Annotated in this window: 24 protein-coding genes; 16 read left to right on the plus strand and 8 right to left on the minus strand. The window is 54.4% G+C overall.

Features of this window, described 5'->3' with window-relative positions; genetic code table 11:
* Positions 1-14: 14 nt before the first annotated feature.
* The gene (locus tag BAA01_00320) at positions 15-623 is read right to left on the minus strand and encodes a transcriptional regulator (GenBank protein ID OUM90910.1); all 609 of its coding nucleotides are present in this window, start codon (positions 621-623) and stop codon (positions 15-17) included.
* Positions 624-853: 230 nt separating this feature from the next.
* The gene (locus tag BAA01_00325) at positions 854-1,099 is read right to left on the minus strand and encodes a hypothetical protein (GenBank protein OUM90911.1); all 246 of its coding nucleotides are present in this window, start codon (positions 1,097-1,099) and stop codon (positions 854-856) included.
* Between the two features lie 153 nt (positions 1,100-1,252).
* Here BAA01_00325 and BAA01_00330 point away from each other — a divergent pair, with 153 nt between their 5' ends.
* Positions 1,253-2,368, plus strand: a complete 1,116-nt coding sequence (locus BAA01_00330) for an aminopeptidase (protein OUM90912.1) — start codon at positions 1,253-1,255, stop codon at positions 2,366-2,368.
* 85 nt (positions 2,369-2,453) lie between these two features.
* Here BAA01_00330 and BAA01_00335 read toward each other — a convergent pair whose 3' ends face one another.
* Positions 2,454-2,981 carry a cysteine methyltransferase gene (locus BAA01_00335; protein OUM90913.1) on the minus strand — a complete coding sequence of 176 codons (528 nt, stop codon included), beginning with the start codon at positions 2,979-2,981 and terminating at the stop codon, positions 2,454-2,456.
* Between the two features lies 1 nt (position 2,982).
* Positions 2,983-3,543 carry an AraC family transcriptional regulator gene (locus BAA01_00340; GenBank protein OUM90914.1) on the minus strand — a complete coding sequence of 187 codons (561 nt, stop codon included), beginning with the start codon at positions 3,541-3,543 and terminating at the stop codon, positions 2,983-2,985.
* Between the two features lie 220 nt (positions 3,544-3,763).
* Between BAA01_00340 and BAA01_00345 the strand changes: the two genes are divergently transcribed.
* Positions 3,764-5,188, plus strand: coding sequence for a hypothetical protein (locus BAA01_00345; GenBank protein OUM90915.1), 1,425 nt, complete (start codon positions 3,764-3,766; stop codon positions 5,186-5,188).
* A 528-nt stretch (positions 5,189-5,716) separates the two neighbouring features.
* Positions 5,717-8,359 carry an alanine--tRNA ligase gene (locus BAA01_00350; GenBank protein OUM90916.1) on the plus strand — a complete coding sequence of 881 codons (2,643 nt, stop codon included), beginning with the start codon at positions 5,717-5,719 and terminating at the stop codon, positions 8,357-8,359.
* A gap of 16 nt (positions 8,360-8,375) precedes the next feature.
* Here the strand turns inward: BAA01_00350 and BAA01_00355 are convergent, their stop codons facing one another.
* Together BAA01_00355 and BAA01_00360 are read right to left on the minus strand one after the other, a co-directional pair.
* Entirely contained in the window at positions 8,376-9,065 is a 690-nt protein-coding gene (locus BAA01_00355; protein OUM90917.1) for a hypothetical protein, read from the minus strand.
* A gap of 30 nt (positions 9,066-9,095) precedes the next feature.
* Positions 9,096-9,398, minus strand: coding sequence for a hypothetical protein (locus BAA01_00360; GenBank protein OUM90918.1), 303 nt, complete (start codon positions 9,396-9,398; stop codon positions 9,096-9,098).
* A gap of 209 nt (positions 9,399-9,607) precedes the next feature.
* Between BAA01_00360 and BAA01_00365 the strand changes: the two genes are divergently transcribed.
* The 11 genes from BAA01_00365 to BAA01_00415 all read left to right on the plus strand — a co-directional run bounded on the left by BAA01_00365 (position 9,608) and on the right by BAA01_00415 (position 18,372).
* Positions 9,608-10,000 (plus strand): hypothetical protein, encoded by a 393-nt coding sequence (locus tag BAA01_00365; GenBank protein ID OUM90919.1) that lies wholly within the window; start codon positions 9,608-9,610, stop codon positions 9,998-10,000.
* 71 nt (positions 10,001-10,071) lie between these two features.
* Positions 10,072-10,422: a hypothetical protein gene (locus BAA01_00370; protein ID OUM90920.1), complete on the plus strand. Its 351-nt coding sequence runs from the start codon at positions 10,072-10,074 to the stop codon at positions 10,420-10,422.
* A gap of 134 nt (positions 10,423-10,556) precedes the next feature.
* On the plus strand, positions 10,557-10,823 hold the full coding sequence (locus BAA01_00375; protein OUM90921.1) for a hypothetical protein: 267 nt from the start codon (positions 10,557-10,559) through the stop codon (positions 10,821-10,823).
* A 64-nt stretch (positions 10,824-10,887) separates the two neighbouring features.
* Positions 10,888-11,313 (plus strand): Holliday junction DNA helicase RuvA, encoded by a 426-nt coding sequence (locus tag BAA01_00380; protein OUM90922.1) that lies wholly within the window; start codon positions 10,888-10,890, stop codon positions 11,311-11,313.
* Positions 11,303-11,593, plus strand: a complete 291-nt coding sequence (locus BAA01_00385) for a hypothetical protein (GenBank protein ID OUM90923.1) — start codon at positions 11,303-11,305, stop codon at positions 11,591-11,593. The genes BAA01_00380 and BAA01_00385 overlap by 11 nt, the downstream gene beginning before the upstream one ends.
* 103 nt (positions 11,594-11,696) lie before the next feature.
* Positions 11,697-12,761: a hypothetical protein gene (locus tag BAA01_00390; protein OUM90935.1), complete on the plus strand. Its 1,065-nt coding sequence runs from the start codon at positions 11,697-11,699 to the stop codon at positions 12,759-12,761.
* Positions 12,762-12,784: 23 nt separating this feature from the next.
* Positions 12,785-13,435 carry a uridine kinase gene (locus BAA01_00395; protein ID OUM90924.1) on the plus strand — a complete coding sequence of 217 codons (651 nt, stop codon included), beginning with the start codon at positions 12,785-12,787 and terminating at the stop codon, positions 13,433-13,435.
* A 73-nt stretch (positions 13,436-13,508) separates the two neighbouring features.
* A complete protein-coding gene (locus BAA01_00400; protein OUM90925.1) occupies positions 13,509-15,299 on the plus strand; it encodes a hypothetical protein in 1,791 nt (596 codons plus the stop codon).
* Positions 15,300-15,363: 64 nt separating this feature from the next.
* Entirely contained in the window at positions 15,364-16,287 is a 924-nt protein-coding gene (locus tag BAA01_00405) for a diaminopimelate dehydrogenase (GenBank protein ID OUM90926.1), read from the plus strand.
* Positions 16,288-16,416: 129 nt separating this feature from the next.
* Positions 16,417-17,190 carry a hypothetical protein gene (locus BAA01_00410; GenBank protein ID OUM90936.1) on the plus strand — a complete coding sequence of 258 codons (774 nt, stop codon included), beginning with the start codon at positions 16,417-16,419 and terminating at the stop codon, positions 17,188-17,190.
* 390 nt (positions 17,191-17,580) lie between these two features.
* Complete coding sequence (locus BAA01_00415) at positions 17,581-18,372, plus strand: hypothetical protein (GenBank protein ID OUM90927.1); 792 nt, start codon at positions 17,581-17,583, stop codon at positions 18,370-18,372.
* Between the two features lie 88 nt (positions 18,373-18,460).
* Here BAA01_00415 and BAA01_00420 read toward each other — a convergent pair whose 3' ends face one another.
* On the minus strand, positions 18,461-19,444 hold the full coding sequence (locus BAA01_00420; GenBank protein OUM90928.1) for a tryptophan--tRNA ligase: 984 nt from the start codon (positions 19,442-19,444) through the stop codon (positions 18,461-18,463).
* A 59-nt stretch (positions 19,445-19,503) separates the two neighbouring features.
* Positions 19,504-20,250 carry a hypothetical protein gene (locus BAA01_00425; protein ID OUM90929.1) on the minus strand — a complete coding sequence of 249 codons (747 nt, stop codon included), beginning with the start codon at positions 20,248-20,250 and terminating at the stop codon, positions 19,504-19,506.
* 169 nt (positions 20,251-20,419) lie between these two features.
* Here BAA01_00425 and BAA01_00430 point away from each other — a divergent pair, with 169 nt between their 5' ends.
* Together BAA01_00430 and BAA01_00435 are read left to right on the plus strand one after the other, a co-directional pair.
* On the plus strand, positions 20,420-21,430 hold the full coding sequence (locus BAA01_00430; GenBank protein ID OUM90930.1) for a hypothetical protein: 1,011 nt from the start codon (positions 20,420-20,422) through the stop codon (positions 21,428-21,430).
* A 48-nt stretch (positions 21,431-21,478) separates the two neighbouring features.
* Positions 21,479-21,943: a tRNA (cytosine(34)-2'-O)-methyltransferase TrmL gene (locus BAA01_00435; GenBank protein ID OUM90931.1), complete on the plus strand. Its 465-nt coding sequence runs from the start codon at positions 21,479-21,481 to the stop codon at positions 21,941-21,943.
* The last annotated feature ends 356 nt before the right edge of the window (positions 21,944-22,299 follow it).

A 22,299-nucleotide genomic window follows, 5' to 3' on the forward strand; every position in this document is an offset into this window, starting at 1 on the left:
GCTTTGCGCATGCCTTAACAATGGTTGCCGTGCGGGAATGAATGATGGCGGCAATGCTGGTGCTCGCTTTTCATCATCTGATGAACGAATTCCATCGCTTCGCGGAAGGCATGAACCGTTCCGCCGAACCCCTTGACGAATTTTTCTGCATGTTCCTTGTATTCAAAGGTTAAAACCTGGGGTTGACAACAGCCCAAATGCAGGGACGTATCCATCACGTACCAGGCCAGGCGTCCGCTGATGGTGGTCTGCCTTAAAAAGTCATAGCAAATGGCCTGGATCACCCGTTCGCCCAATTCGCGGAAACGGAGCAATCCGCAATGTGCGCAACATGCGGTGTCGATTTGGTTTTCGAGCAGGATCAACCGGTACGACAATCGTTCATTCACTTTTCGCTTGCAAAGAACACATTCATCCGTTTCGTTTTTCTTCACGGATTCGTCACTGGCCAGCGAAACCCCGCCGTACGTTTTGATCACGATTCCCGATTCAATCAAGGGTTTGAGATCACGGTGAACCGTCATCTCCGAGACGCCCAATTCTTTGCTTAATTCGGAAATTTTCATGTTTTTTCGGGCGCGAATCAACGCTTTGATCCGTTCTTGGCGTTCGATTGGCAACATGCAACCGCCTCCTTCTTCTGAATATCGGTTCCGTTAAGACAATCCTCCTGGAATGATAGAAAATAACAACATCAATCAATTGATAACAATAGATTACATGTATACCATGCTGTCTTTCAATAAGAAAATGAGAGATTTTGTGAATCTTTATTGACACTCATCACAAGGAAAAGCCCCGCTGCCGCTTGGCCGAAAAGTCATCTCGGCCAGAGCGTCACGGGGCCTTGGTGTTACTTCCCGATTCGTTGCTGAATTTGCTGTTGCACCTCTTCCGGACTCATGCCATGCGCGTTGATGATCGGGGCGTCAACCGCAATATCCTGCATCCCCATCAGATTTTCGTCGCTGCCCGAGATGACACAGCAGTCGCATTGGGAGGCCTGTGCGCTGTTCAGGTCCACAACCTCGTACCCGTTTTGCTGCAGGTGCTCCCGGATTGGCGTCAGTCCCTGTTCCACCGCAATTCGTTTGGACATCCTTTTTCCTCCTCAGGTTGGTTTATCTGGCAGTCTTATTCTGAGCCTGGAAAGGTTCCATTATGCGCTATTGCTGAGAAGGCCCTCCCGTTGGCACGAGATGGCCGTATCGGCTACAATGGATGCAAACCGATTCGGAAAGGGGTTTTGCCGATGCTGGATCCGCGATTGACCCGTCTTGCGGAAGTGCTGGTTGGCTATTCTACAGATGTGCAAGCGGGGGAAAACGTGCTCATTGAGGCTTTTGACATTGAACCCGCCCTGATCAACGAGGTCGTGAAGCAGGTCTATGAGCGGGGCGGCAGGCCCTATGTCAACCTGCGCAGCCAGTCGGTGATGCGCACGTTGCTGATGCGAGCCTCGGAGGAACAACTGAAGGTTTGGGCAGAGTACGACAGCCATCAGATGGAGAAGATGCAGGCCTATATCGGCATTCGCGGCAGCCACAACATTTATGAGAACAGCGACGTGCCGGATGAGCAATTGAAGCGGTACATGTCGCTGTACAGCCATGTGGTACATAGCCAAATCCGGGTGAAGAAGACGAAGTGGGTGGTGCTCCGTTATCCCAATCCGTCGATGGCCCAGCTGGCTGGGATGAGCACAGAGGCGTTTGAGCAGTTTTACTTTGACGTGTGCACGATGGATTACGCGCGCATGTCCCGGGCGATGGAGCCCTTGAAAGAGCTGATGGAAAAGACGGACGAGGTGCGGATTGTCGGGCCGGGAACCGACCTGCGCTTTTCCATCAAGGGAATTCCGGCGATTCCCTGTGACGGCAAGTACAACATTCCGGACGGGGAGGTGTTCACCGCGCCGGTTCGTGATTCGGTGGAGGGTTACATTACGTTCAACACCCCCACTCCCTATCAGGGGTTCACGTTTGAGCAGGTGCGCCTGGAGTTTAAGCGGGGGAAAATCGTCCAGGCGACGGCCAATGACACGGAACGGCTGAACCGGATTCTGGATACCGATGAGGGGGCGCGCTACATAGGCGAGTTTGCCATAGGCTTCAATCCCTACATCCGGAACCCGATGAAGGATATTCTGTTTGACGAAAAGATCGACGGCAGCTTCCATTTCACGCCCGGCCAGTGCTATGATGAGGCCTCAAACGGCAACCAGTCGGCCATCCATTGGGACATGGTCTGCATCCAGCGTCCCGAGTACGGAGGCGGTGAAATCTGGTTTGACGGCCGCCTGATCCGAAAAGACGGCCGGTTTGTCGTGCCGGAACTGGAGGGGCTGAACCCGGAGAACCTGAAGTGACGAGGCAAGCATCAACAAGTTACCCCCTTTCCCTGTTTCAGGGAGAGGGGGTTTTGTTCTTACGGGCCATCCAACGCGGGATTTGTTACGGGGATGGCGGTATCCGCACGTTTTCCAACTTCAGCAATGCCGATTTCACATCCAGGCCGCCACGATAACCGGTGAGTTTCCCGCCTTTTCCGATGACCCGGTGACATGGAACGACGAACGGAACCGGGTTGGCGCCAATGGCGGCTCCGACCGCGCGTACGGCCGATGGTCTTCCGATCGATGCGGCAATATCCGAGTATGTTGCCCATTGCCCGTACGAGATCTGCAAGAGTGACTTCCAGACCGACATTTGAAAGGGGGTTCCCCGCAAATCCAAGGGGACTGTGAACTTCTGCCGTTTTCCTTCAAGGTATTCTTTCAGTTCGGTCAGGTATGGTTCCAGAACGGCTTGATTGGGTTCAAGGTTGGCGTTTGGGAAGTGCCTTTCGACAAATTCGGCCAATCTTTCAAATGATTCGTTCGGAAGCGTGATGCAACACAGCCCTTTGGCTGTGGCCGCCGCATAGAGGAGCCACCCCTGGTGGTTGAGCGAACCCCAGTAAACGTTTTCCGTGTTGCGCACATCATGTCACCTTTCCTGCATGGTGTTGGCACTGGCTGCGGTAGGCAGACGGCGTCAGTCCATATTGCTTTTGAAACACCGTGGAAAAGTGGGCGGCATTGGAAAAGCCGACAGCGGCTGCAATATCCGTGATGGTGTTTTCTGTTTCGACGAGCAGTTTTTCCGCTGCCTTCAACCGTGAAGCTCTGAGATAGGCTGCCGGCGTCTGACCTACAATTCGCTTGAACGTTCGATGCAGGTGATAAGGGCTGATATGGAGCATGCCGGCCAGATGCGGCAGGGTGAGGGGTTCTCTGTATCGCTTTTCGATAATCTCAACAACATGCTGGGCCAAATCTTCATCTGGCCAGCGAATTTGTTCCGGACGGCATCGTTTGCACGGACGGAAACCGGCTGAAACAGCTTCGTCTATGGTCTTAAACACTCTAATGTTCTCTTTTTTTGGTTTTTTTGACCTGCATGACGGCCGGCAAAAGATTCCCGTGGTATTGACACCGTAAAAGAACGTCCCGTCGTACGCAGGGTCGCAGTTGATGATGGCTTCCCATGTTTCCTGGTTCATCCGGAACACCTCTCGGTTTCAGTATATCCGGTCCCCATGGCGAAGGTAAGGGGTGTGAAATGAAAGGGCAAGAATACAAAAGTTGCCCCGCGGCCGGGGGCTTTGGGCGGGCACCTGCCGTACCTTTCTGAAAGGTCTTTATAATTAACGGTTATGTGTAGTGTTGTATAATATACCAAAGGTGGTAATCACAGACAAACCCAAGGCGAGAGGAGATGGCATGAAAGCGAAGCAATGGCTGCTAGGACTCATGATGATCACCTTGATCTTTTCCCTCAGTGTCCTCGATGTGAGATGGGTCACAAATCAGGCTGATGGTTCGGCTGACCGCATCTATGCTGCCGACAGGGGCATGTTTCCTGATGCGCCGGCCGGAGCCCCACCGGCCAACAAAGAGGATGCGTCCATGACGCGCTTTGCATCCTTTGGCGGGCCGGATGCCAATCAAGATAGGGTGTCGGAGATGCCCAAAAACCGTCAGATACCGCCTGCTCCGAATGGGAAACCGCCTGATGCGCCCCGTTACATCACCGCATGGCAAAAAGATGTTCCGATCTACGATGATCGAAAACCGGAAAGCCATGCCGTTGTCGGATATTTACGAAAGGGGCAAAGTCTTCCATTCGTGAAGGAATATGGGGAAAATTGGTATCAAATTAAGTTCGGAAACGGGTTCGGCTATATTTCTAAAAGTGATGTCCAGCTTGCGGCAAACATCAAGCTTGGAAATGAAAATCGAACCAATCTGAAAAACTCGAATACGGTTGTCATCACTCAAAAAAGACTGGATGTGTACGATAATTCATCGGGCAAATTGGTCTCCTTCGGAGTGATTGAAGCGAACCGCCGTTATCCGATTATCTCCCGTGATAAGAAGTGGTGCAAAATCGATTTCGGTGGCCGGATTGGTTACATTCATCATTCTGCTGTCAAGATGGATAAAGGAATACCCGTACTCATGTATCATCATATCTTGAAAGACAAGGAAAACAAGAAATTCAAACATTCATCCACGACGATCTCGGATGTCGCCTTTGCGACTCAAATGGCATATTTGCATGCCAACGGTTATGAAGCGATTACACTGGCTGATTTGGAGAAATATTTAAAGCGGAGCGTGAATCTTCCGGGGAAAGTCGTCGTTTTGACATTTGATGACGGCTTGAAATCGATCTATCTCTATGCTTACCCTGTATTAAAAAAATATGGCCTCCATGCTTCTGAATTCATGATTACAAACCGGATTCCTGACCAGCCTGTCCCCTTTTCCCCGGACACTTTGCAAACGATCGCCAGAATCGAAATGGAAGAGATGAAGCCGGTGTTTGAGTTTCACAGTCACACGCATGGCCTCCATTCTTTGGACGCGAAAGGAAAAAGTGCGGTTTTGACGAGCGCTCGCGCCACAGTCAAAGCGGACATCCGGAAGAGTCAAGAGATGCTGAACGGCACGCGCTACTTCGCCTATCCGTTTGGACAATATAGCCAGGAAACGATTCAAATTTTGCGCGAATTAGGCTTCCAGATGGCCTTCACCACAAAGCCCGGACGCGTCAACCTTGGCGATCCGCTTCTGGAGCTAAAACGGCTCAATGTCGGTCCGGACGTCACCTATCCGAGGTTTATCCAAATGGTTTCAAATTAAACATCATGGTTTCGAATTAAACATCTCCGCCCGTTACGTTACACCGTACAATCACCATAAAAACATGAAGCCATTGAAAAACAACGGCGCATCCGGCGGATGCCTCCTCCTCGCGGTTGACGATGTTGCGCGGCCGAGCTATAATCATGCCGAAGATGACAACGCTGGAAACAATCGCAAACGCGATGATGGAGCGAAGTAGGTCCCAAACCTGTGTCAGAGAGGAACTCCCGGGATTCACCTGCGGCTGGAAGGGGTTCTCACAGAAGGGGGCTGAAGGCCACTCCCGAGCGTGCGATCCCGACGAGGGAACGCGTTCGCCGCGTTAAGGCGCATGAGCGATCAGCGGTGTTTCAGAGATGGGTGATTTGCGCCTGTCGCCTGTGTCACCGCTGATAAGCAGGGTGGTACCGCGTGAGAGACGACTCCCGCCCCTGTTTCTGACAGGACGGGAGTCTTTTTTTGCCCAGTCTGTGAACGGCAACTTACCGGTTTGCAACAAATAAATTCAAAAGGAGTGTGAGCCTCGTGAAGCGCTTGTCTGGCAGTCAGATACGCAGCCTGTTTCTCCAGTTTTTTCAGCAAAAGGGGCATCGTGTGGAGCCCAGCGCCTCTCTGATCCCGGTCGATGACCCGAGCCTTTTGTGGATCAACTCGGGGGTAGCCACGCTCAAGAAGTATTTTGACGGCACCATTGTGCCGGAAAATCCCCGGATTGCCAACGTGCAAAAGTCGATCCGGACCAACGACATCGAAAACGTCGGCAAGACGGCCCGGCATCACACCTTTTTTGAAATGCTGGGCAATTTCTCGATTGGAGATTATTTTAAAGAGGAGGCGATTACCTGGGCCTGGGAATTCCTGACCAGTCCCGAGTGGATCGGCTTCGACCCGGAACGGCTCTGGGTGACGATCCACCCGGAGGATGACGAGGCATTCCGGATCTGGCACGAGAAGATCGGACTGCCTGAGGAGCGGATCATCCGCTTGGAAGGAAATTTCTGGGACATCGGAGAGGGGCCGTGCGGACCAAACTCGGAGATCTTTTACGATCGCGGGGAGGCGTTCGGCAATGATCCGGATGATCCGGAATTGTACCCCGGCGGGGAGAACGAGCGCTACCTAGAAGTGTGGAACCTGGTCTTTTCCCAGTACAACCACAATCCCGACGGCAGTTACACGCCATTGCCGAAAAAGAACATCGACACCGGGATGGGCCTGGAACGGATGGCCAGCATCCTTCAGGATGTGGAGACCAACTTCGAGACCGATCTGATCCGGCCGATCATTGATGCCACGGTCGCGATGACCGGCAAGCCGTACAAGCAGAACCGGCAGCATGACGTGGCATATAACGTGATTGCCGACCATCTGCGGACCATTGTCTTTGCGATCGGCGACGGGGCCCTGCCGGGGAATGAAGGGCGGGGCTATGTGATCCGGCGCCTGTTGCGGCGGGCGGTTCGTTACGGACGGGAGCTCGGCTTGACGGAACCTTTCCTGTACAAGCTGGTGCCGACGGTAGGCGAGATTATGGGTGATTTCTATCCGGAGGTGGTGGAGAAGCGGGAGTTCATCCAGCGAGTGATCCGCCACGAGGAGGAGCGCTTTCTTGAGACGCTTTCCGAAGGCCTGGAGATTCTGGGGCAGATGCTCCGTGAGGCGGCTGCGGAGGGGCGTAAGGAACTGACCGGCAAGCAGGCTTTTCTGCTCTATGACACCTTCGGTTTTCCGCTGGATCTGACCGTGGACTTTGCCTCGGAGCGGGGTTTTACCGTCGATCAAGCGGGGTTTGCCGAGGAAATGGAGGCGCAGCGGGCACGCGCCCGGGCAGCCCGTCAAGAAGTGGACAGCATGAAGGTGCAGGGCGGGGTGCTCGAGCAACTGCCTGAAGACGGGGAGTTTGTCGGCTATACCCAGCCTCAGGTGGAAGCCCGGGTGGTCGCGATCGTCGACGGGGAACAGTTGGTGGATGTGGCTGGTCCTGGCAAACAGGTGCAACTGCTTTTGGATCGGACGCCCTTTTATGCGGAAAGCGGAGGTCAGGTGGCCGACTGCGGCACGTTGACCGCTCCTGGCCTGAAGATGATTGTGGAGGATGTGCAAAAAGGCCCGCGAGGCCAGCATCTGCACCGGGTGCGGATTGAAGAGGGGACGGTGCGCGTCGGCGCCACGGTGGTGGCCGAGATTGATGAGGCTAGGCGCCGGGACACCGAGAAAAACCACACCGCCACGCACCTTTTGCACAGGGCGCTGAAGGATGTGCTGGGCGAACACGCCAGCCAGGCCGGATCGCTGGTGGCGCCGGATCGGCTGCGTTTTGACTTTACCCATTTTGGCGCCATGAGCGAAGAGGAGCTGCTGCAGGTGGAGCGGCGTGTCAACGAGCAGATCTGGCGCAACCTAGAGGTGACCACCATGCACAAGAGGCTGCAGGAGGCGCGGGAGATGGGGGCGATGGCCCTCTTTGGCGAGAAATATGGCGAAGTGGTCCGCGTCGTCCAGGTGGGCGATTACAGCCTGGAATTGTGCGGCGGCTGTCATGTCCGCAACACGGCCGAGATCGGACTCTTCAAGATCGTCAGTGAGTCGGGCATCGGTTCGGGGACGCGGAGAATCGAGGCGGTCACCGGCAAGCAGGCTTATGTCTACCTGGAGGAGCAACTGCAGCGGATGAAGCGGGCTGCCGAGCTGCTCAAGGCGACGCCGGCCGAACTTGTGGAAAGGGTGGAGGCGTTGCAAAGCCAGTTTAAGGAGTTGCAACGGGAAAACGAATCGCTGCGCGGAAAGCTGGGTCACCTGCAGGCGCGGGAACTGGCGAGCCGCAAAGTGGATGTGCACGGCGTCAACGTGGTGGCGGCCGCGGTACCGGCGACCAACATGGAGGGGTTGCGGGCGATCGCGGATGAGGTAAAGGAAGCCATCAAGAGCGGCGTCATCCTCCTTGGCACCGTGGCAAACGAAAAGGTGCAACTGGTGGCGATGGTCACGCCGGATCTGGTGAAGCGGGGGTTTCACGCCGGGAACATCGTCAAGGAAGCGGCCCGGCGCTGCGGTGGCGGCGGTGGCGGGCGGCCTGACATGGCCCAGGCAGGGGGCAAGGATCCCGCCAAACTCCAGGAAGCGCTCAAAGCGGCGGAAGAGATGGTGGTTCAAACGGTGCAGCCATAAGCGCGTCTTGGGGCGGTTATCTGGAGACAAAGGGGTTGTCCCTGATCCAGAACCGCCACGGATACTCCCTGGCCTCCTCAGCATAGTCGATGTTAATCCGTGGCCCGCAGGCGATCCGTTCCGGAGGAATGGGGCCGATCCCTTGGCGCAGATAGAGGGGGGAGCGCGAGAGGTCCCAGCCGTACTGTTTCTTCGTAATGCCGAGGGCGGTGCAGAGCTTTCCGGGGCCGTTGGTGAGGGTCTTCAGGTGACGGAGAGAGGTGGAATCTATCGTATGGCGGGGGACAGTCTCTTGTACAGGCTTGTCCAAAACCTTTTCCAGTTCCGGAGGAAGGGAGATTCCCCGGCGATGCGCCATCAAGGGAATGCCCTCGGTCGGCTCCAGCGCCCGGACGAGGATGGCTTCCGGTTTCCCAGGGGGACCGCTGACCACGTTAAAACAGTAATACATGCCATAAATCAAATAGATATACGCATGGCCAGGCGGACCGAACATCACTTCGGTCCGCCTGGTTTTTTTCCCGCCGTAAGAATGAGCCCCTTTGTCTTCAGGGCCCATATAGGCTTCCACTTCGACTATCATGCCGGCGGCTGTGCCTTCCTCTGTTTCATGAACCAGTTCCATTCCGAGCAAGGAGGTGGCCAGCTCCAGCGTCGGTTGTTTGAAAAAGTCGGGTGTGACGGGTTTTCTGCTCAGTCCAGTCATGGTGTGTCTTGGGTGTTTCTCCTTTGTTTTCTAGAATCGTTTGAACAGATTTTCGGCTTTCTTCGGGTCTTTGAGCTTCTCCTTGTTTTGCTTGACCAGTCCTATAATACGCCGTATCTCAGCCTCTGACAATGGTCTGCCGACAGCCGCGCCCAGTTTTTGAATCAGGGCGTGCAGCTTTCTCTCGTCTGTGATGTTTTTCTCGTTAAACTGCGATCCGAGCGACAAAAGATCATTTAATGTCAATGAGTTGTTGCTCTTGTCATTCACCTTATCCAAAATCCGGTTGATATCACGCAGATTCAAGGGGATCCCTCCTGTTTGATCAAACATGTCTTTTTCTTTACCTTATGCCACCTGAGTTGCGATTGCCTGGGCGGGAAACCCAGGTGTCGGAAATAAGATTCCTCATGCGGCAGTTGTTGTGAATTTCTCCCCGGATAAATGGGTGATTGCAGGAGAGCCATTTGTCTCGTCTGTACATACGGATGTAATAGGGAATCGAGATGCATGAACCAGGAGCAAAAAAGGAGGGGTGTTTTGTGAGACATTCCGTGCGCATCCAGGAACAGAAATATGTCGGCATGCGGGACTTAAGCCGGCAGATGGAATCGATTCGGCGGGAGATGACGAAAATTCGCCGCGGCATGCAGATGATGCAGGATATGCAAGGCCAGCTGGAAAACGCATTGATTGAAATCCAGGATTTAAAAGGCATGTTTGAAGGAAAGGGAGGATCCAATCCGGAATATCTGCCGGCGCCACGCCAGCCGGGATCGGGAAGCTTGCCTCCGGCGCCGCAACAACCCAATCATCCGCTGGGGGCATTGGGAGGAATTGGAAATCTGTTGCAGAATGTGGATATCGGTGAAATCATGAAGTTGTTGAACAACCCGCTGATCCAGGATTTGATGAGAAATTTCCTCAAACGGTAGACAGGTGTGCAGTCCCTTTCGAGCATTTTTTCATACGCTGATGAGAGACGAATGGGAAGGAGGGACTGCAAGTGTCTGATGTACGAGGGATCTACCATCTTTGTTGTCAATATATGCACCGGAAGGTATGGGTGCATACGCGTTCAGGCAAATGGCATTATGGGCAAATCGTGGGAATAGATGGACGGAATGTGTATTTGCGGATGATGCCTTCGCCATATCAATCCTGTAGGGTTTCTGGCAGTGAACAGGCCGGTGTGGATGTGGCCGTCGGCAGACAAACCGATGCAACACCCGGTGCGGTGATTCAGGAGGCCCAGTTTGGATTTGGCTTTGGCGGAGTGGCTGCTTTAAGTTTGTTTGCCATTTTGGCCATCACATTATCTGCGCCGCGTTTTGGATTTGGGTTTGGCGGATATTGAGGCAATTTTGAAACAGGCAGATGGTGCCCCTTTCAGCGGGGGCACTTGTTCTTTGTGCAACTGTTTTCTTGCAAACTGGTCCAGAAAGTGGCAAGATAAGAGCAAGATGAGGTAACAGAAGCGGGGTGTCGGGGATGGATTCCATGGACAAAACGATGAAGTTTTCCGCGCAAGACCATGCCAATCCGGCCAATCGCCGCAAGGAGATTTTGCTTGCGGTATACCGCGCATTGGAGGAGAAGGGGTACAATCCGATCCATCAGATTGTCGGTTATCTTTTGTCTGGCGACCCGGCCTACATTCCTCGACATCAAAATGCCCGAAACCTGATTCGGCAGATTGAGCGCGACGACCTCATGGAGGAACTGGTTCGCCACTACCTGGATTCGGCGGCGAGGTAAGCGCATCGAAGTATGTTTTTTTGCGCGTTGAACCACACTGATGGTAAAGGCGGTTGGTGCGATCATGCGGATTTTGGCTCTCGATCTGGGCAGCAAGCGGGTCGGGGTGGCCGTCAGCGATTCGTTGGGACTGACAGCACAAGGGTTGACCGTGCTGAAGCGGCAGCCGGATCACCAACTGATATCTGATATTGCCTCCATATTGGAGCAATATGATGTGGATGAGATTGTGGTTGGCTACCCGAAAAATATGAATGGAACGATTGGTCCCCGTGGCAGGGAGGCGGAGGCTTTTGCCGAACAGCTGCGCAACCGCTTTCGCCTGCCTGTCGTTTTATGGGATGAAAGGCTGACCACTGCCGCCGCGGAGCGAAGCCTCCTGGAAGCCGATCTCAGCCGCAAAAAACGCCGCCAGGTTGTGGACCAGTTGGCAGCAGTGTTGATTCTTGAAGGATATCTGCAAGCGAGAGGAGCGAAAAATGATGGCTGAAAAACTGGAAGTGGGCGAAGTGATTACCATCCCCGATGAGGAAGGCGTGGAAGAGGCCTTCGAAGTGATCATGACGTTTGAGGCGGATGATGGGCGAAAATATCTGATGGCCGTCCCGACCGAGGCGGAGGATGCGGAAGAGGAAGAAGTGTACGCCTTCCGTTATGAAGAACATGGGGAGAATTTGGACCTGTTTCTCATTGAGGATGACGAGGAATGGGAGATGGTCGAGGAGATGTTCCACACGATGCTGGAACAGCCGGAAGACGGGACAGAATGAAATGAATGGTAGGACATAAACGGACCTTCTGATACAATGGACAAGGGAGAACCTTGTCTTTTTCTTATGTTTTCATCAGGAGGGGAAATGGTTGAAACCGGTGATTCGACGCCGCATTCCGCGGTGGCTCTTCGGTGCGCTGTCGCTTTTGGCGCTGGCGGCAGCGGCCATTGGCGTTTATGTCTACATCCAATTGCAACCACCATCAGCTAAAGGGGGCGAGGCAGTTATCGTCAAGATCCCCTCTGGCATCGGTTCTGCCGAGGTGGCTTCAATCCTGAAGGAAAAAGGCCTGATCCGAAATGCCCGTGTGTATCGTATCTATCTGGAGGTGAAGGGAGTCAGTGACCGTTTGCAGGCCGGAACCTACCGGTTCGCTCCCGGAACCAGCCTGGAGAAAATCACGGCAGATCTGGTGGCTGGAAACGTTTATCGGGATACGATCAAAGTGACCATTCCGGAAGGATTTCGGGTTGAACAGGTGGCCGAGCGGCTGGAACAAGCAGGCGTGGCAAGCCGGGAGCGGTTCATCCAGGCGATCCAGAAAGGGGATTTCAGCAGCTATTCGTTTGTCCGGCAAATTCCTGCGGAACGTCCGTTGAAATACCGTCTGGAGGGTTATTTGTTTCCGGATACATACGAGATTCAGAAAGACGCCGATGAAACGGCGATTGTCGCGATGATGCTGGAACGCCTGTCCCGTGAGTTGACTCCGGAGCGGCTGGAGCGGTTGAAAAAGTTGGGGCTGAGCATTCATGACTGGCTGACGCTGGCTTCACTGGTCGAGCGCGAGGCCATGGTTGAAAAGGAACGGCCCGTGATTGCGGGCGTTCTGTGGAACCGGCTGAAAAAAGGCTGGCCGCTGCAGGTTGATGCCACGATTCAATATGTCTACGGAAAACAGAAAGAGCGGCTGACGCATCGCGATCTGAAGATCGATGACCCTTACAATACCTATTTGTACAAGGGATTGCCGCCTGGACCGGTAGGCTCTCCAGGAGTGTCTTCCCTGGAAGCGGTCTTGTTTCCCGAGGAACACCAGTATTTCTTTTACGTGACCAAAAAGGACGGTTCAAACGAGCATTATTTCGCAAAAACATACGCGGAGCATCAGCAAAACATTGCATTGAGCAAGCGGCATCAGGAACAGCGGATTGGAAACAGATGAGATGAACGGAAAGAGGGGGAAAGATGAAGCCCGTTGTGATCGGAGTGGCGGGGGGCTCCGGATCAGGAAAGTCGACCGTTGCGCGTGAAATTTTCCGTCAGGTGCGTCCGTCCAGCGTGCTGATTCTGGAGCAGGACAGCTACTACAAGAGCCAGGATCACCTGCCGCTGGAGGAAAGGAAAAAAATCAATTACGATCATCCGCTCGCTTTTGACAATGAACTGCTGATCCGCCACCTGCAGCGTCTGCTTCAGTACAAGCCGATTCACAAACCGGTGTATGATTTCAAGTGGCATACGCGTTCCAGGCGAAGTGTCTATGTCGAACCGAAAGATGTGATTATTGTCGAGGGGATTTTGGTCCTGGAAGAGGCGCGATTGCGGCAGATGATGGACATCAAGGTGTACGTGGATACGGATGCGGATGTCCGTTTCATTCGCCGCTTGCGGCGGGATATGAGCCGTCGCGGCCGGAGCATGCAGTCGGTGATCGATCAGTATCTGAACACGGTGCGCCCGATGCACCGCCAGTTTGTCGAACCGACCAAGCGATACGCCGATATCATCATTCCTGAAGGCGGACAAAACCGGGTCGCCATTGACCTGTTGGTAACCAAAATTCAAAGTCTTCTTTCGGAACGGCAGGGAAAGGAGTCGCCGCATCGTTCTGTTTAAAACCTTCATGTCCTGACAAGAATGGGGATGACGGGAAATATCCCCGAAAGGGTCGGCATGAGGGGCGTTGGTGATGTTCAGACACCGTTTTTTTCTGCTTGCTCTCCTTTTTTTCAGCGCGCTGTTGGTGCTCCTTTACCGGTTGTACCTGATTCAGATCGGGGAGCGGGAACATTTCGGGCCTTATCGGGTCAATCTGGCCGAAGCGGCCAGGCGGCAGCAGGAGAAGGTGCTGATCGCTGCGCCGTTGCGCGGTGCGATCGTGGATCGGCAAGATCATTCACTGCTTGGTGAGCCGCAAAAAGGGGCGCTGGTGTTTCCCGATGCCTTTTTGTCGGCGCAAGCGGAGGATTGGCGCAAAGCGGCTGCGATTTTGCAGTGGCCGCTGGCCGATTTGCGGGTTGCCGTGGAGGAGCTTGACAGCCCGGGCTTATTGCGATTTCCTGGGAACGGCAGGCTGGTCTATCTGACAGACGAACAGGCCAGGCTCCTTGCGCCCATGCGCAGGCGCGGCATTGCCGTGGTTTCCTTGCCTGGGCGTTATGGGGACGGGATGATTGCCAAACACGTGATCGGATTTGTCAGCCAAGATCCGAAGCGGGTGCAAGCGCTTTATGCGAAAGAACTGGAGAAAGGGCTGATTTCTCTCGCTGCGCCGGTCGGCCAGGCAGGGCTGGAAAGGGCTTTTGAGCCTTTTCTCCAGGATCTGACCGGTACCTCCATGGCCAGGGTGGTATATACCATTGATGGCCGGGGGCAGCCCCTGTTCGGAGGGAGGTTGGGGCTGGAAGAAGTGGCCAACGGCGATTCTCCCCCCACCGTCCGGACCACGCTTTACGGCCGGCTTCAGCGGACGGTCGAGCAGGCGCTGGATGAAGCGAAGGTGGAGAAGGGGGCGGCGGTGGTTTTGGATGTCAGGAACGGGGACATCCTGGCAATGGCCAGCCGCCCCGATTTTGATCCGCGTGCGGTGGATCCGCAATCCGCATCCTGGAACAATTATGCCGTCAAGCAGACGGTGCCCGGGTCCATCTTCAAGGTCGTGGTGGCGGCTGCCGCGCTGGAGGAAGGGCTGGTGGCGGAAGATACCCCGTTCGTCTGTCCCGGCGAACTGGAGAAGTATCACTTTTCCTGCTGGAAAAAAGAAGGACACGGCAAGCTGACGTTCGCAGAGGGGTTTGCGCAGTCGTGCAACATCGTTTTTGCGCAACTGGCGTTGCAGTTGGGCGGGGATAAGCTTGCGCACTATGCGAAGGAATTGGGCCTTTTGCAACCGGTCGGCTGGCGTGGCGAGCTGTTCAGGATGGGGACGTTTGCCCAGATCGACGGTGAGGAGCCAGGGCAGCTTTTTTCAGCCGCCACGCCCCGTACGGACGGAGGCGTGCTGGTTCAGACCGCGATCGGTCAACGGGATGTTCAGATGACCCCGTTGCAGGCTGCCCATCTGATGGCCACCATCGCCAATGACGGGCGAGCGATGGCGCCCCGCCTGGTTCAATCGCTGCTGTACCATAACGGACAGACGATGGCTGAGTTCAAGATACAAGCAAAACCGGACAAACCGCTATCCGGCGAAACGATCCGGTGCTTGCAGCGGCTTCTCCGGAAAGTGGTCGAAGAAGGGACAGGCCGGCCGTTGCAGGCAGCCCGCTGGCCGCTGGCAGGCAAAAGCGGTACGGGAGAATATGTAAAAGGCAAAACGGACAACCAATGGTTTATTGGCTATGGACCGGCGGATGAGCCAAGGGTGGCCGTGGCCGTTGTGAGCATGGATACGCCGGCCGATGAAAAAAACAAGGCGATCCAGGTGTTCAGGAAGATCATGGATTGGCTGGCAGCACGGGAAAGCATGGGCACGAAATAAAAAATCATGTTATTATATGACATGTGAATCGGGAATGCGAAATGGCTGAAAGGAGAAACGAGAGATGAGCGAAATCAGGACAGAACGACCCATCCGGGTAGCCATCATTGGTTACGGGAATATTGGCCAATATGCGTTGCAAGCTGTGGAAGAAGCTCCGGATATGGAGCTTGCGGGGGTGGTGCGGCGGCAAAGTTCACTGGAGAAGCCTTTGCCGCGTGAACTCCACGGCGTATCGGTGGTCTCAGACGTTTCTGCGCTGGGGCAAGTGGATGTGGCCGTCCTTTGCACGCCGACCCGCGAAACGCCGGCCATAGCCAAGGAACTGTTGGCTCGCGGCATCCACACGATCGACAGTTTTGACATCCATCAGGAAATTGTCCAGGTCCGGCATGAGCTGGATGAAGTGGCCAGGGCGCATCAGGCGGTGGCCATTTTGGCGGCAGGCTGGGATCCGGGGACCGACTCGATGATTCGGTCCATTCTGGAATTTATGGCACCGTATGGGATTACTTACACCAATTTTGGACCCGGGATGAGCATGGGGCATTCCGTGGCCGTGAAGGCGATTGAAGGGGTGAAAGATGCGCTGTCGCTGACCATCCCGATCGGCACGGGACTGCATCGCCGGATGGTTTATGTGGAACTGGAGGAAGGCGCCGATTTTGCGACGGTCAAGGAGCGCATTTTGCAGGATCCCTATTTTGTTCATGACGAAACCCATGTCCTGCAGGTAGACGATGTCAAACAGTTGATTGACCGGGGGCACGGCGTGCGCATGGAGAGAAAGGGCGTTTCCGGCCAAACCCAGAATCAGCTGTTCACCTATGAGATGCGGATTAACAATCCGGCGCTGACATCGCAGGTGATGATCGCGTCTGCGCGGGCGGCCATGCGGCAAAAACCGGGCGCCTACACGATGATCGAAATTCCGATCATTGATTTTCTGTACGGAGATCGGGACGAGCTGATTCGCCGTTTGGTATAACATAGTGCTTTTCCTGATTTCCATTATCCTCCATTTCAGTTGAGACTGGATGGAGGATTTTTATTTTCAGATCCCCAGATTATGGTATACTGGGGATGAGGGTTGGAAATGATTCCTGGAGGGATTTGGATGATCCGGCTGGCGATGATGGATGGCTGGGCGCTTCTGACCGTGGATCGGCCGGAAGCGAGAAATGCCTTGAATCTGGAGACCCTTGAGCAATTGGACGCTTCGCTCAGGGAGCTGGAACAACTGGAATCGCTGAGGGCGCTTGTCTTGACGGGGGCAGGCGAACGTGTCTTTATTTCTGGGGGAGATTTAAAGGAATTTGAGCGGATCCGTGGCATGGAGGCGGCGCGGCAGATGGCATCCCGGTACCAGGAAGTGTTGAACCGGCTCGAGCGGTTTCCGGTGCCTGTCGTGGCCGCGATCAACGGCCATGCCCTCGGGGGAGGGTGTGAGGTGGCGCTTGCCTGCGATTTTCGGATCATGGCCGAGGAGGCGACGCTGCGCTTTAAACAGGTGCAGATGGGGCTGGTGACCGGTTGGGGAAGCGGGCCGCGCCTGTTGTCACTGGTCGGTTATGCGCAGGCGATGCATTTGCTGCTTCTGGGCGAGGAAGTGGATGCGAAAACGGCATTGGCCGTGGGGCTTGCGCATGATGTGGCGCCCAGAGAGCAGCTGGATGAACGGGTGGAAGCCTGGATCCGCAAACTGATGGCCGCCCCGCCATTGGCCGCACGGTCTGTCAAACAGTTGCTGCAAAAGTGGCGCGGCATGCCGTTGGCTGAGGCGCAAAAGCTGGAGAGGGAGCATTTTGCCGCCCTTTGGGAGACGGAAGATCACTGGGAGGCCTCCCGTGCTACGCTGGAAAAAAGACGCCCGGTTTTCAAGGGGAGATAAGCCCCGATCACTTTTTGTTTTTATATTCCTCCGGGCGGCGGATACGTTGCCATGCATAAAAGCCAATGATCGCGAGGGAGAAAATGACCAGCGCCAGGACAAACCACGTATCCGTCAACCATTCCTGGAAATAGGTTTTCATCGTGGATAACCTCCTTGTTGATTCCTAGTGTGGCCGTTGTTCGGATGGATATGCCCATCCATTTTTGCAGCGATCATTGGACATCATCTTTTTTGTCAGAAGGGCAGGAATTTGGGGGATGTGTGTAGAAAAATGTTATACCAACATGTAAACATATCAACGGTTGGGGAGTAGCAAGCATACAAGTGGCAGTATTTGATGCGGAATATTTGGAATGTTTTTATAACAGAAAGGAATCCGAGTGAGCCATGCATAAACCAATATACAGTGACCAACAGAGAAAAAACGCACTGGAGCGACTCATTCAAAACAGGCAGCTCGTTACGTATTTCCAACCCATCGTGGATATGAAAAGCCAGCGTGTCATCGGTTTTGAATTACTGAACCGTCCTGATCAATCCCCTGAATTTGCAGGTGCCAATGATTTGTACAGCTTTGCCAGCAAAATGAACCTGGCTTCACAATTGGACCGGGTCTGCCGCGATATCGGGATTCAGCGTTTTTCGTCGGCTGCGGCGATGTATGAGGAGTTACGCATGATGCAAATCTTTGTCAATGTCCACACGGATGCCTTGGAATCGCCGGGGTTCCACTCACAGGAGACGCTCGGTATTCTGGAAGAAAATGGGTTGTCGCCGACGCAGATCGTCTTTGAAATCACGGAACGCGGGGCGATAGAAGATTACACGCGGTTTGGCGAGATTTTGGTTTGTTATCATGAAAAGGGGTTTCGCATCGCGATTGACGATTTTGGCACGGGGTATAACAGCCTGCAGTCGATCGTTTACGTCAACCCGCATATCATCAAGGTGGATCGGTCGATTGTCAATCAGATTGACAACCGGGAAAGGCAACAAAAACTTCTGGAAATCATTACGAGATATGCGAGGGAGATTGGCGCGCTCGTTCTGGCTGAGGGAGTGGAGCGGAAAGAAGAGGTGTGCCTGCTGATGCAGTTGGGCGTGGATTTGGCCCAGGGTTATTACTTTGGCCCCCCGACCACCGAAATCGGCCGCTTTCGCCATCTCCTGATGCATTAAGCCGGTTCAAAACTTGCGGAAAGGGCTGTCCTTCAAGGATTCTTGACCTTTTGGGACAGCCCCTTTGCCATGCCTTGACGGCGAACCGCTAGATATGAAGACCCATTTTTTCCTTCACTTTTTTCAGGGTTTGTTCCGCGATCGCGGCGGCCTTTTCAGCCCCGTGCGCAAGCACGGCATCCAATTCTGGACTGTTTATCCACTCCTGGTATCGCTGTTGCAGGGGTTCCAGCTTGGTGATGATCAGTTCTGCCAGGTCGTTTTTGAAGGTTCCGTACCCTTGTCCCTGGTACCGTTGTTCGATGACGGAAATCTCTTCTTCCGACAGCAGCGAATAGATGGTCAGCAAGTTGCTGATGGCCGGCTTGTTTTCTTTGTCATAGCGAACCACGGCTTCCGAGTCGGTGACGGCACGCCTGATCTTTTTGCGGATCTGTTCCGGCTTGTCCTGCAGCAGGATCTTGCTGTTGGGGCTGGGATTGCTCTTGCTCATCTTTTTTGTCGGATCGTCCAAGCTCATGATGCGCCCGCCGAATTTCGGAATCAACGGCTCCGGAATGGTGAAAGTGTCACCGAAACGGCTGTTGAAGCGTTCAGCCAGATCGCGTGTCAGCTCCACGTGTTGTTTTTGATCTTCACCGACAGGAACATGCGTGGTCTGGTACAACAAGATGTCGGCTGCCATCAGGGCCGGATAGGTGAAGAGGCCGACACTGACGGCCGCTTTGCCGGCCGACTTTTCCTTAAACTGTGTCATGCGTTCCAGTTCACCCATGTAGGCGACGCATTGCAACAGCCATCCGAGGGTGGCGTGTGCCGGGACATGGGACTGGACGAAGAGGATGGAACGGTTCGGATCGATACCGGCCGCCAGATAGGTGGCCGCAAGTTGCCGGATCGAAAGCCGCAGGCTTTCCGGTTCCTGGGGAACCGTGAGGGCATGCAGGTCGACAATGCAAAAGATGCATTCCGCTTCATCCTGCATGGTGACGAAACGGCGCATGGCACCCAGGTAATTGCCCAAGGTGATCTCGCCGCTGGGTTGGATTCCGGAAAAGTAGACGCGTTTCATTTTTGTCGGTTCACCTCTTGTCTTATGTGGCTTAGCTGGTCATTGATAAAAAGGCTCGGTTACGATTGAAATTGCAACATCCGGCTGAGGTGTTCGGCCGCTTGTTTGACCTGTTCGCCGAACCAGTGGATTTTTTCCGGCGTAAACCGCTGTACGGGGCCAGAAATAGCCAGGGCGGCCACCACTTCTTTTCCCTTGAAAATCGGCGCGGCCACGGCAGCCGCCTCCGGTTCGCGTTCGCCGATACTATATGCGTATCCCTGTTCGCGAACCTCTTGCAGCTCCTTTTTCAACCGCTCGCGCGACCAGCCAGGCGGCCATTCCGGATGGCGGAACACCGCCTCCTGTTCCTCAGGTGTCGCATAGGCAAGCAGCACCTTGCTGCTGGCGCCGCCAAAGAGCGGAAAACGTTCCCCGATCCGGACCACCCGCCGGATCTCTTGTGTGCTTTGTACCGCCTGGATGCGAACCCTTTCCAAACCGCTTTTGATATACAGGCTGATCGTTTCGCCTACGGTGTCCCTCAGTTTTCGCATTTCCGGCAGCAGCAGGTCTGTCCATTCCTCCTGTGGAGCGGCGGAAGCCAGATCCCAGATGCTGGTTCCCAATCGGTATTTTTCTGTCAGGGGATCGCGCTGGACAAATTGTTTTTGTTCAAGCGCCTGCAAAAGGCGGTAAACAGTGCTCTTGTGCAGCGCCAATTGTTTGGCGATGGCCGTCAAGCTCAGTTCTTGATGATGACGGAAGCAGAGCAAAATGTCCAGCGCCCGTTCTACCGAGCGAACCGTTGGTTTGTCCTGATTCATTGGATGGGACCCCCTGCATGATCAGTGGTTTCGTTTTGCGAAACTATGTTTCATTTTTTAAGCCAAATTATAGCGAGAAATGAAGCGTTCGTAAAGCTGCTTTTTGCATCCGGCAAATGGCATTCGGCAAGCACAGGGGAACGGGAAAGGGAATAAGATGGATTGCCATATGGGCAATCACCATGTGAGAGGAGGGACCCATGTGTACGGCTGGCGGGAGGCGCTGCAGGAGTATTGGGAGATCAAAAATCAGGCCTGTTTTGATGAAAAACGGCTCAGGGAGCTGCGCAAACTGATCCACCCGGAAGGGGCGGTGGTCCAGGAGATGGAGGCAGGGCGGCTGTTGCGCATTCAGGAATCTTGTGAGCGGCGGAACGTCAAACCGATCAAGCAGGAGTGCCGGGTTCGGATTTTGCAGGCCAGGTTGGGAGAAGAGGAAGCGGAGGTACTCCTTTCTGTGCATGAAAGGCAGGCCGTTCGCGATCGGAAGATGCAGATGCACCTGGAGGAAGAGCAGCGGTTTCACCGCGTGAGACTGAAGCAAGCAAGAAGCCGCTGGCGGGTCGTGGAGGATGTATGGCTGACGCATGCCGATGAATGGGACACGCGCAATGACGGCCAGTCTGGAACTTTGGAAGGGGTTTCGCAGGATATACGTTCCCTGTTTCAGCGAGGCGGAAGGTACCGGCGGGATTTGGCGGTCCGCTATGCGGAAAGCTGGTGGAATGGGCATAACCCGCAATACCGGGCTTTTGACGTGGATTGTACCAATTATGTATCCCAGTGCCTGCGGGCCGGCGGAGCGCCCATGACCCATGTGGGCCAGCGGGGGAAGGGGTGGTGGTACCAGGGAAATGGCGGAACGAAGGACAACTGGAGCTACAGTTGGGCGGTGGCCCATAGCCTGCGCTGGTATCTGGCCACGAGCAAGTCAGGTTTGCGGGCCTTGGAAAAAAGCGCTGCTTCCCAGCTGGAATTGGGAGATGTGATTTGCTATGATTTTGATGGTGACGGGAGATGGCAGCATAATGCGATTGTGACTGCTTTTGACCATCGGGGTGAGCCGTTGGTCAATGCCCACACCAACAATGTACGACACAAATTTTGGGATTACCGGCATTCCTATGCCTGGACCGAACAGATCCAGTACAAGTTTTTTCATATTGTCGACCAGTTCTAGAAGACCGTTTCCCATCGGTGATTTTGTCGATCGGAAGAGGTGTCCTCGGTGCCTTTTCATATCGTCTTGGTTGAACCAGAGATCCCTGCCAATACCGGCAACATTGCGCGCACCTGTGCCGGAACCGGGACCATCCTCCACCTCGTCCGGCCGCTGGGTTTTTCTACCGATGACAAGATGCTGAAGCGGGCGGGGCTGGACTACTGGCATGCCGTCGACATCCGGTATCATGATAGTTTTCAGGAATTGGAAGAGATGTATCCGGACAGGCGCTTTTTTTTCGCGACCAAGAAAGCGGCCAAAACCTATACTCAGTTCTCGTTTCAGGATGGCGATTTTCTCGTCTTTGGCAAGGAGACGCAAGGGTTGCCGGAAGAGTTGCTGGCAGCGCACCCTGACACGTGCATGCGGCTGCCGATGACGGACAAGATCCGCTCTCTCAATCTGTCCAATGCGGTGGCGATCATTTTGTATGAGGCGCTGCGGCAAAACGGTTTTCCCGGAATGATCTGAGCCGGCAAAAGGGGCTGTCCCATCCGTTGACCACGTCGGGCAGCCCCTTTCCGGCGTTTCTTTTGAGATTAAAAATTCCAGGTTTTGTCCTCTTCGTATCCGGCCGTCAAAATGACGCCCAGCAAGAGAAAGCACACGAGAAGGATAATCGCGAATTTCATGCTCTCAACGCTCCTTTTTGTCATTCGTAAATTAGTATACCCCGAAAGCCCGCGGCACTTCAACCGGGCGCGATCACTCAGGTAAAATCTTACCGAAAGGATTGTGGATCGCTCACGTCAAAATCTTACTGAGGGGATGTGACGTGAGAATGTCTCTACAAAGCCGTCGCGAGTACTTACGCAAAATGCAGGAAC

Origin of the sequence: Bacillus thermozeamaize (assembly GCA_002159075.1) — a bacterium.
Taxonomy (GTDB): Bacteria; Bacillota; Bacilli; order ZCTH02-B2; family ZCTH02-B2; genus Bacillus_BB; species Bacillus_BB thermozeamaize.

Excerpts from the sequence above, each read along its gene's own strand:
- BAA01_00415 (OUM90927.1), top strand. The coding sequence starts at position 17,581 with ATGCATAAACCAATATACAGTGACCAACAGAGAAAAAACGCACTGGAG.
- BAA01_00345 (OUM90915.1), top strand. The coding sequence starts at position 3,764 with ATGAAAGCGAAGCAATGGCTGCTAGGACTCATGATGATCACCTTGATC.
- BAA01_00340 (OUM90914.1), bottom strand. The coding sequence starts at position 3,543 with ATGAACCAGGAAACATGGGAAGCCATCATCAACTGCGACCCTGCGTAC.
- BAA01_00375 (OUM90921.1), top strand. The coding sequence starts at position 10,557 with ATGGATTCCATGGACAAAACGATGAAGTTTTCCGCGCAAGACCATGCC.
- BAA01_00355 (OUM90917.1), bottom strand. The coding sequence starts at position 9,065 with ATGACTGGACTGAGCAGAAAACCCGTCACACCCGACTTTTTCAAACAA.
- BAA01_00385 (OUM90923.1), top strand. The coding sequence starts at position 11,303 with ATGATGGCTGAAAAACTGGAAGTGGGCGAAGTGATTACCATCCCCGAT.
- BAA01_00420 (OUM90928.1), bottom strand. The coding sequence starts at position 19,444 with ATGAAACGCGTCTACTTTTCCGGAATCCAACCCAGCGGCGAGATCACC.
- BAA01_00425 (OUM90929.1), bottom strand. The coding sequence starts at position 20,250 with ATGAATCAGGACAAACCAACGGTTCGCTCGGTAGAACGGGCGCTGGAC.
- BAA01_00400 (OUM90925.1), top strand. The coding sequence starts at position 13,509 with ATGTTCAGACACCGTTTTTTTCTGCTTGCTCTCCTTTTTTTCAGCGCG.
- BAA01_00430 (OUM90930.1), top strand. The coding sequence starts at position 20,420 with ATGGGCAATCACCATGTGAGAGGAGGGACCCATGTGTACGGCTGGCGG.
- BAA01_00395 (OUM90924.1), top strand. The coding sequence starts at position 12,785 with ATGAAGCCCGTTGTGATCGGAGTGGCGGGGGGCTCCGGATCAGGAAAG.
- BAA01_00320 (OUM90910.1), bottom strand. The coding sequence starts at position 623 with ATGTTGCCAATCGAACGCCAAGAACGGATCAAAGCGTTGATTCGCGCC.
- BAA01_00410 (OUM90936.1), top strand. The coding sequence starts at position 16,417 with ATGATCCGGCTGGCGATGATGGATGGCTGGGCGCTTCTGACCGTGGAT.
- BAA01_00405 (OUM90926.1), top strand. The coding sequence starts at position 15,364 with ATGAGCGAAATCAGGACAGAACGACCCATCCGGGTAGCCATCATTGGT.
- BAA01_00325 (OUM90911.1), bottom strand. The coding sequence starts at position 1,099 with ATGTCCAAACGAATTGCGGTGGAACAGGGACTGACGCCAATCCGGGAG.
- BAA01_00380 (OUM90922.1), top strand. The coding sequence starts at position 10,888 with ATGCGGATTTTGGCTCTCGATCTGGGCAGCAAGCGGGTCGGGGTGGCC.
- BAA01_00360 (OUM90918.1), bottom strand. The coding sequence starts at position 9,398 with ATGTTTGATCAAACAGGAGGGATCCCCTTGAATCTGCGTGATATCAAC.
- BAA01_00330 (OUM90912.1), top strand. The coding sequence starts at position 1,253 with ATGCTGGATCCGCGATTGACCCGTCTTGCGGAAGTGCTGGTTGGCTAT.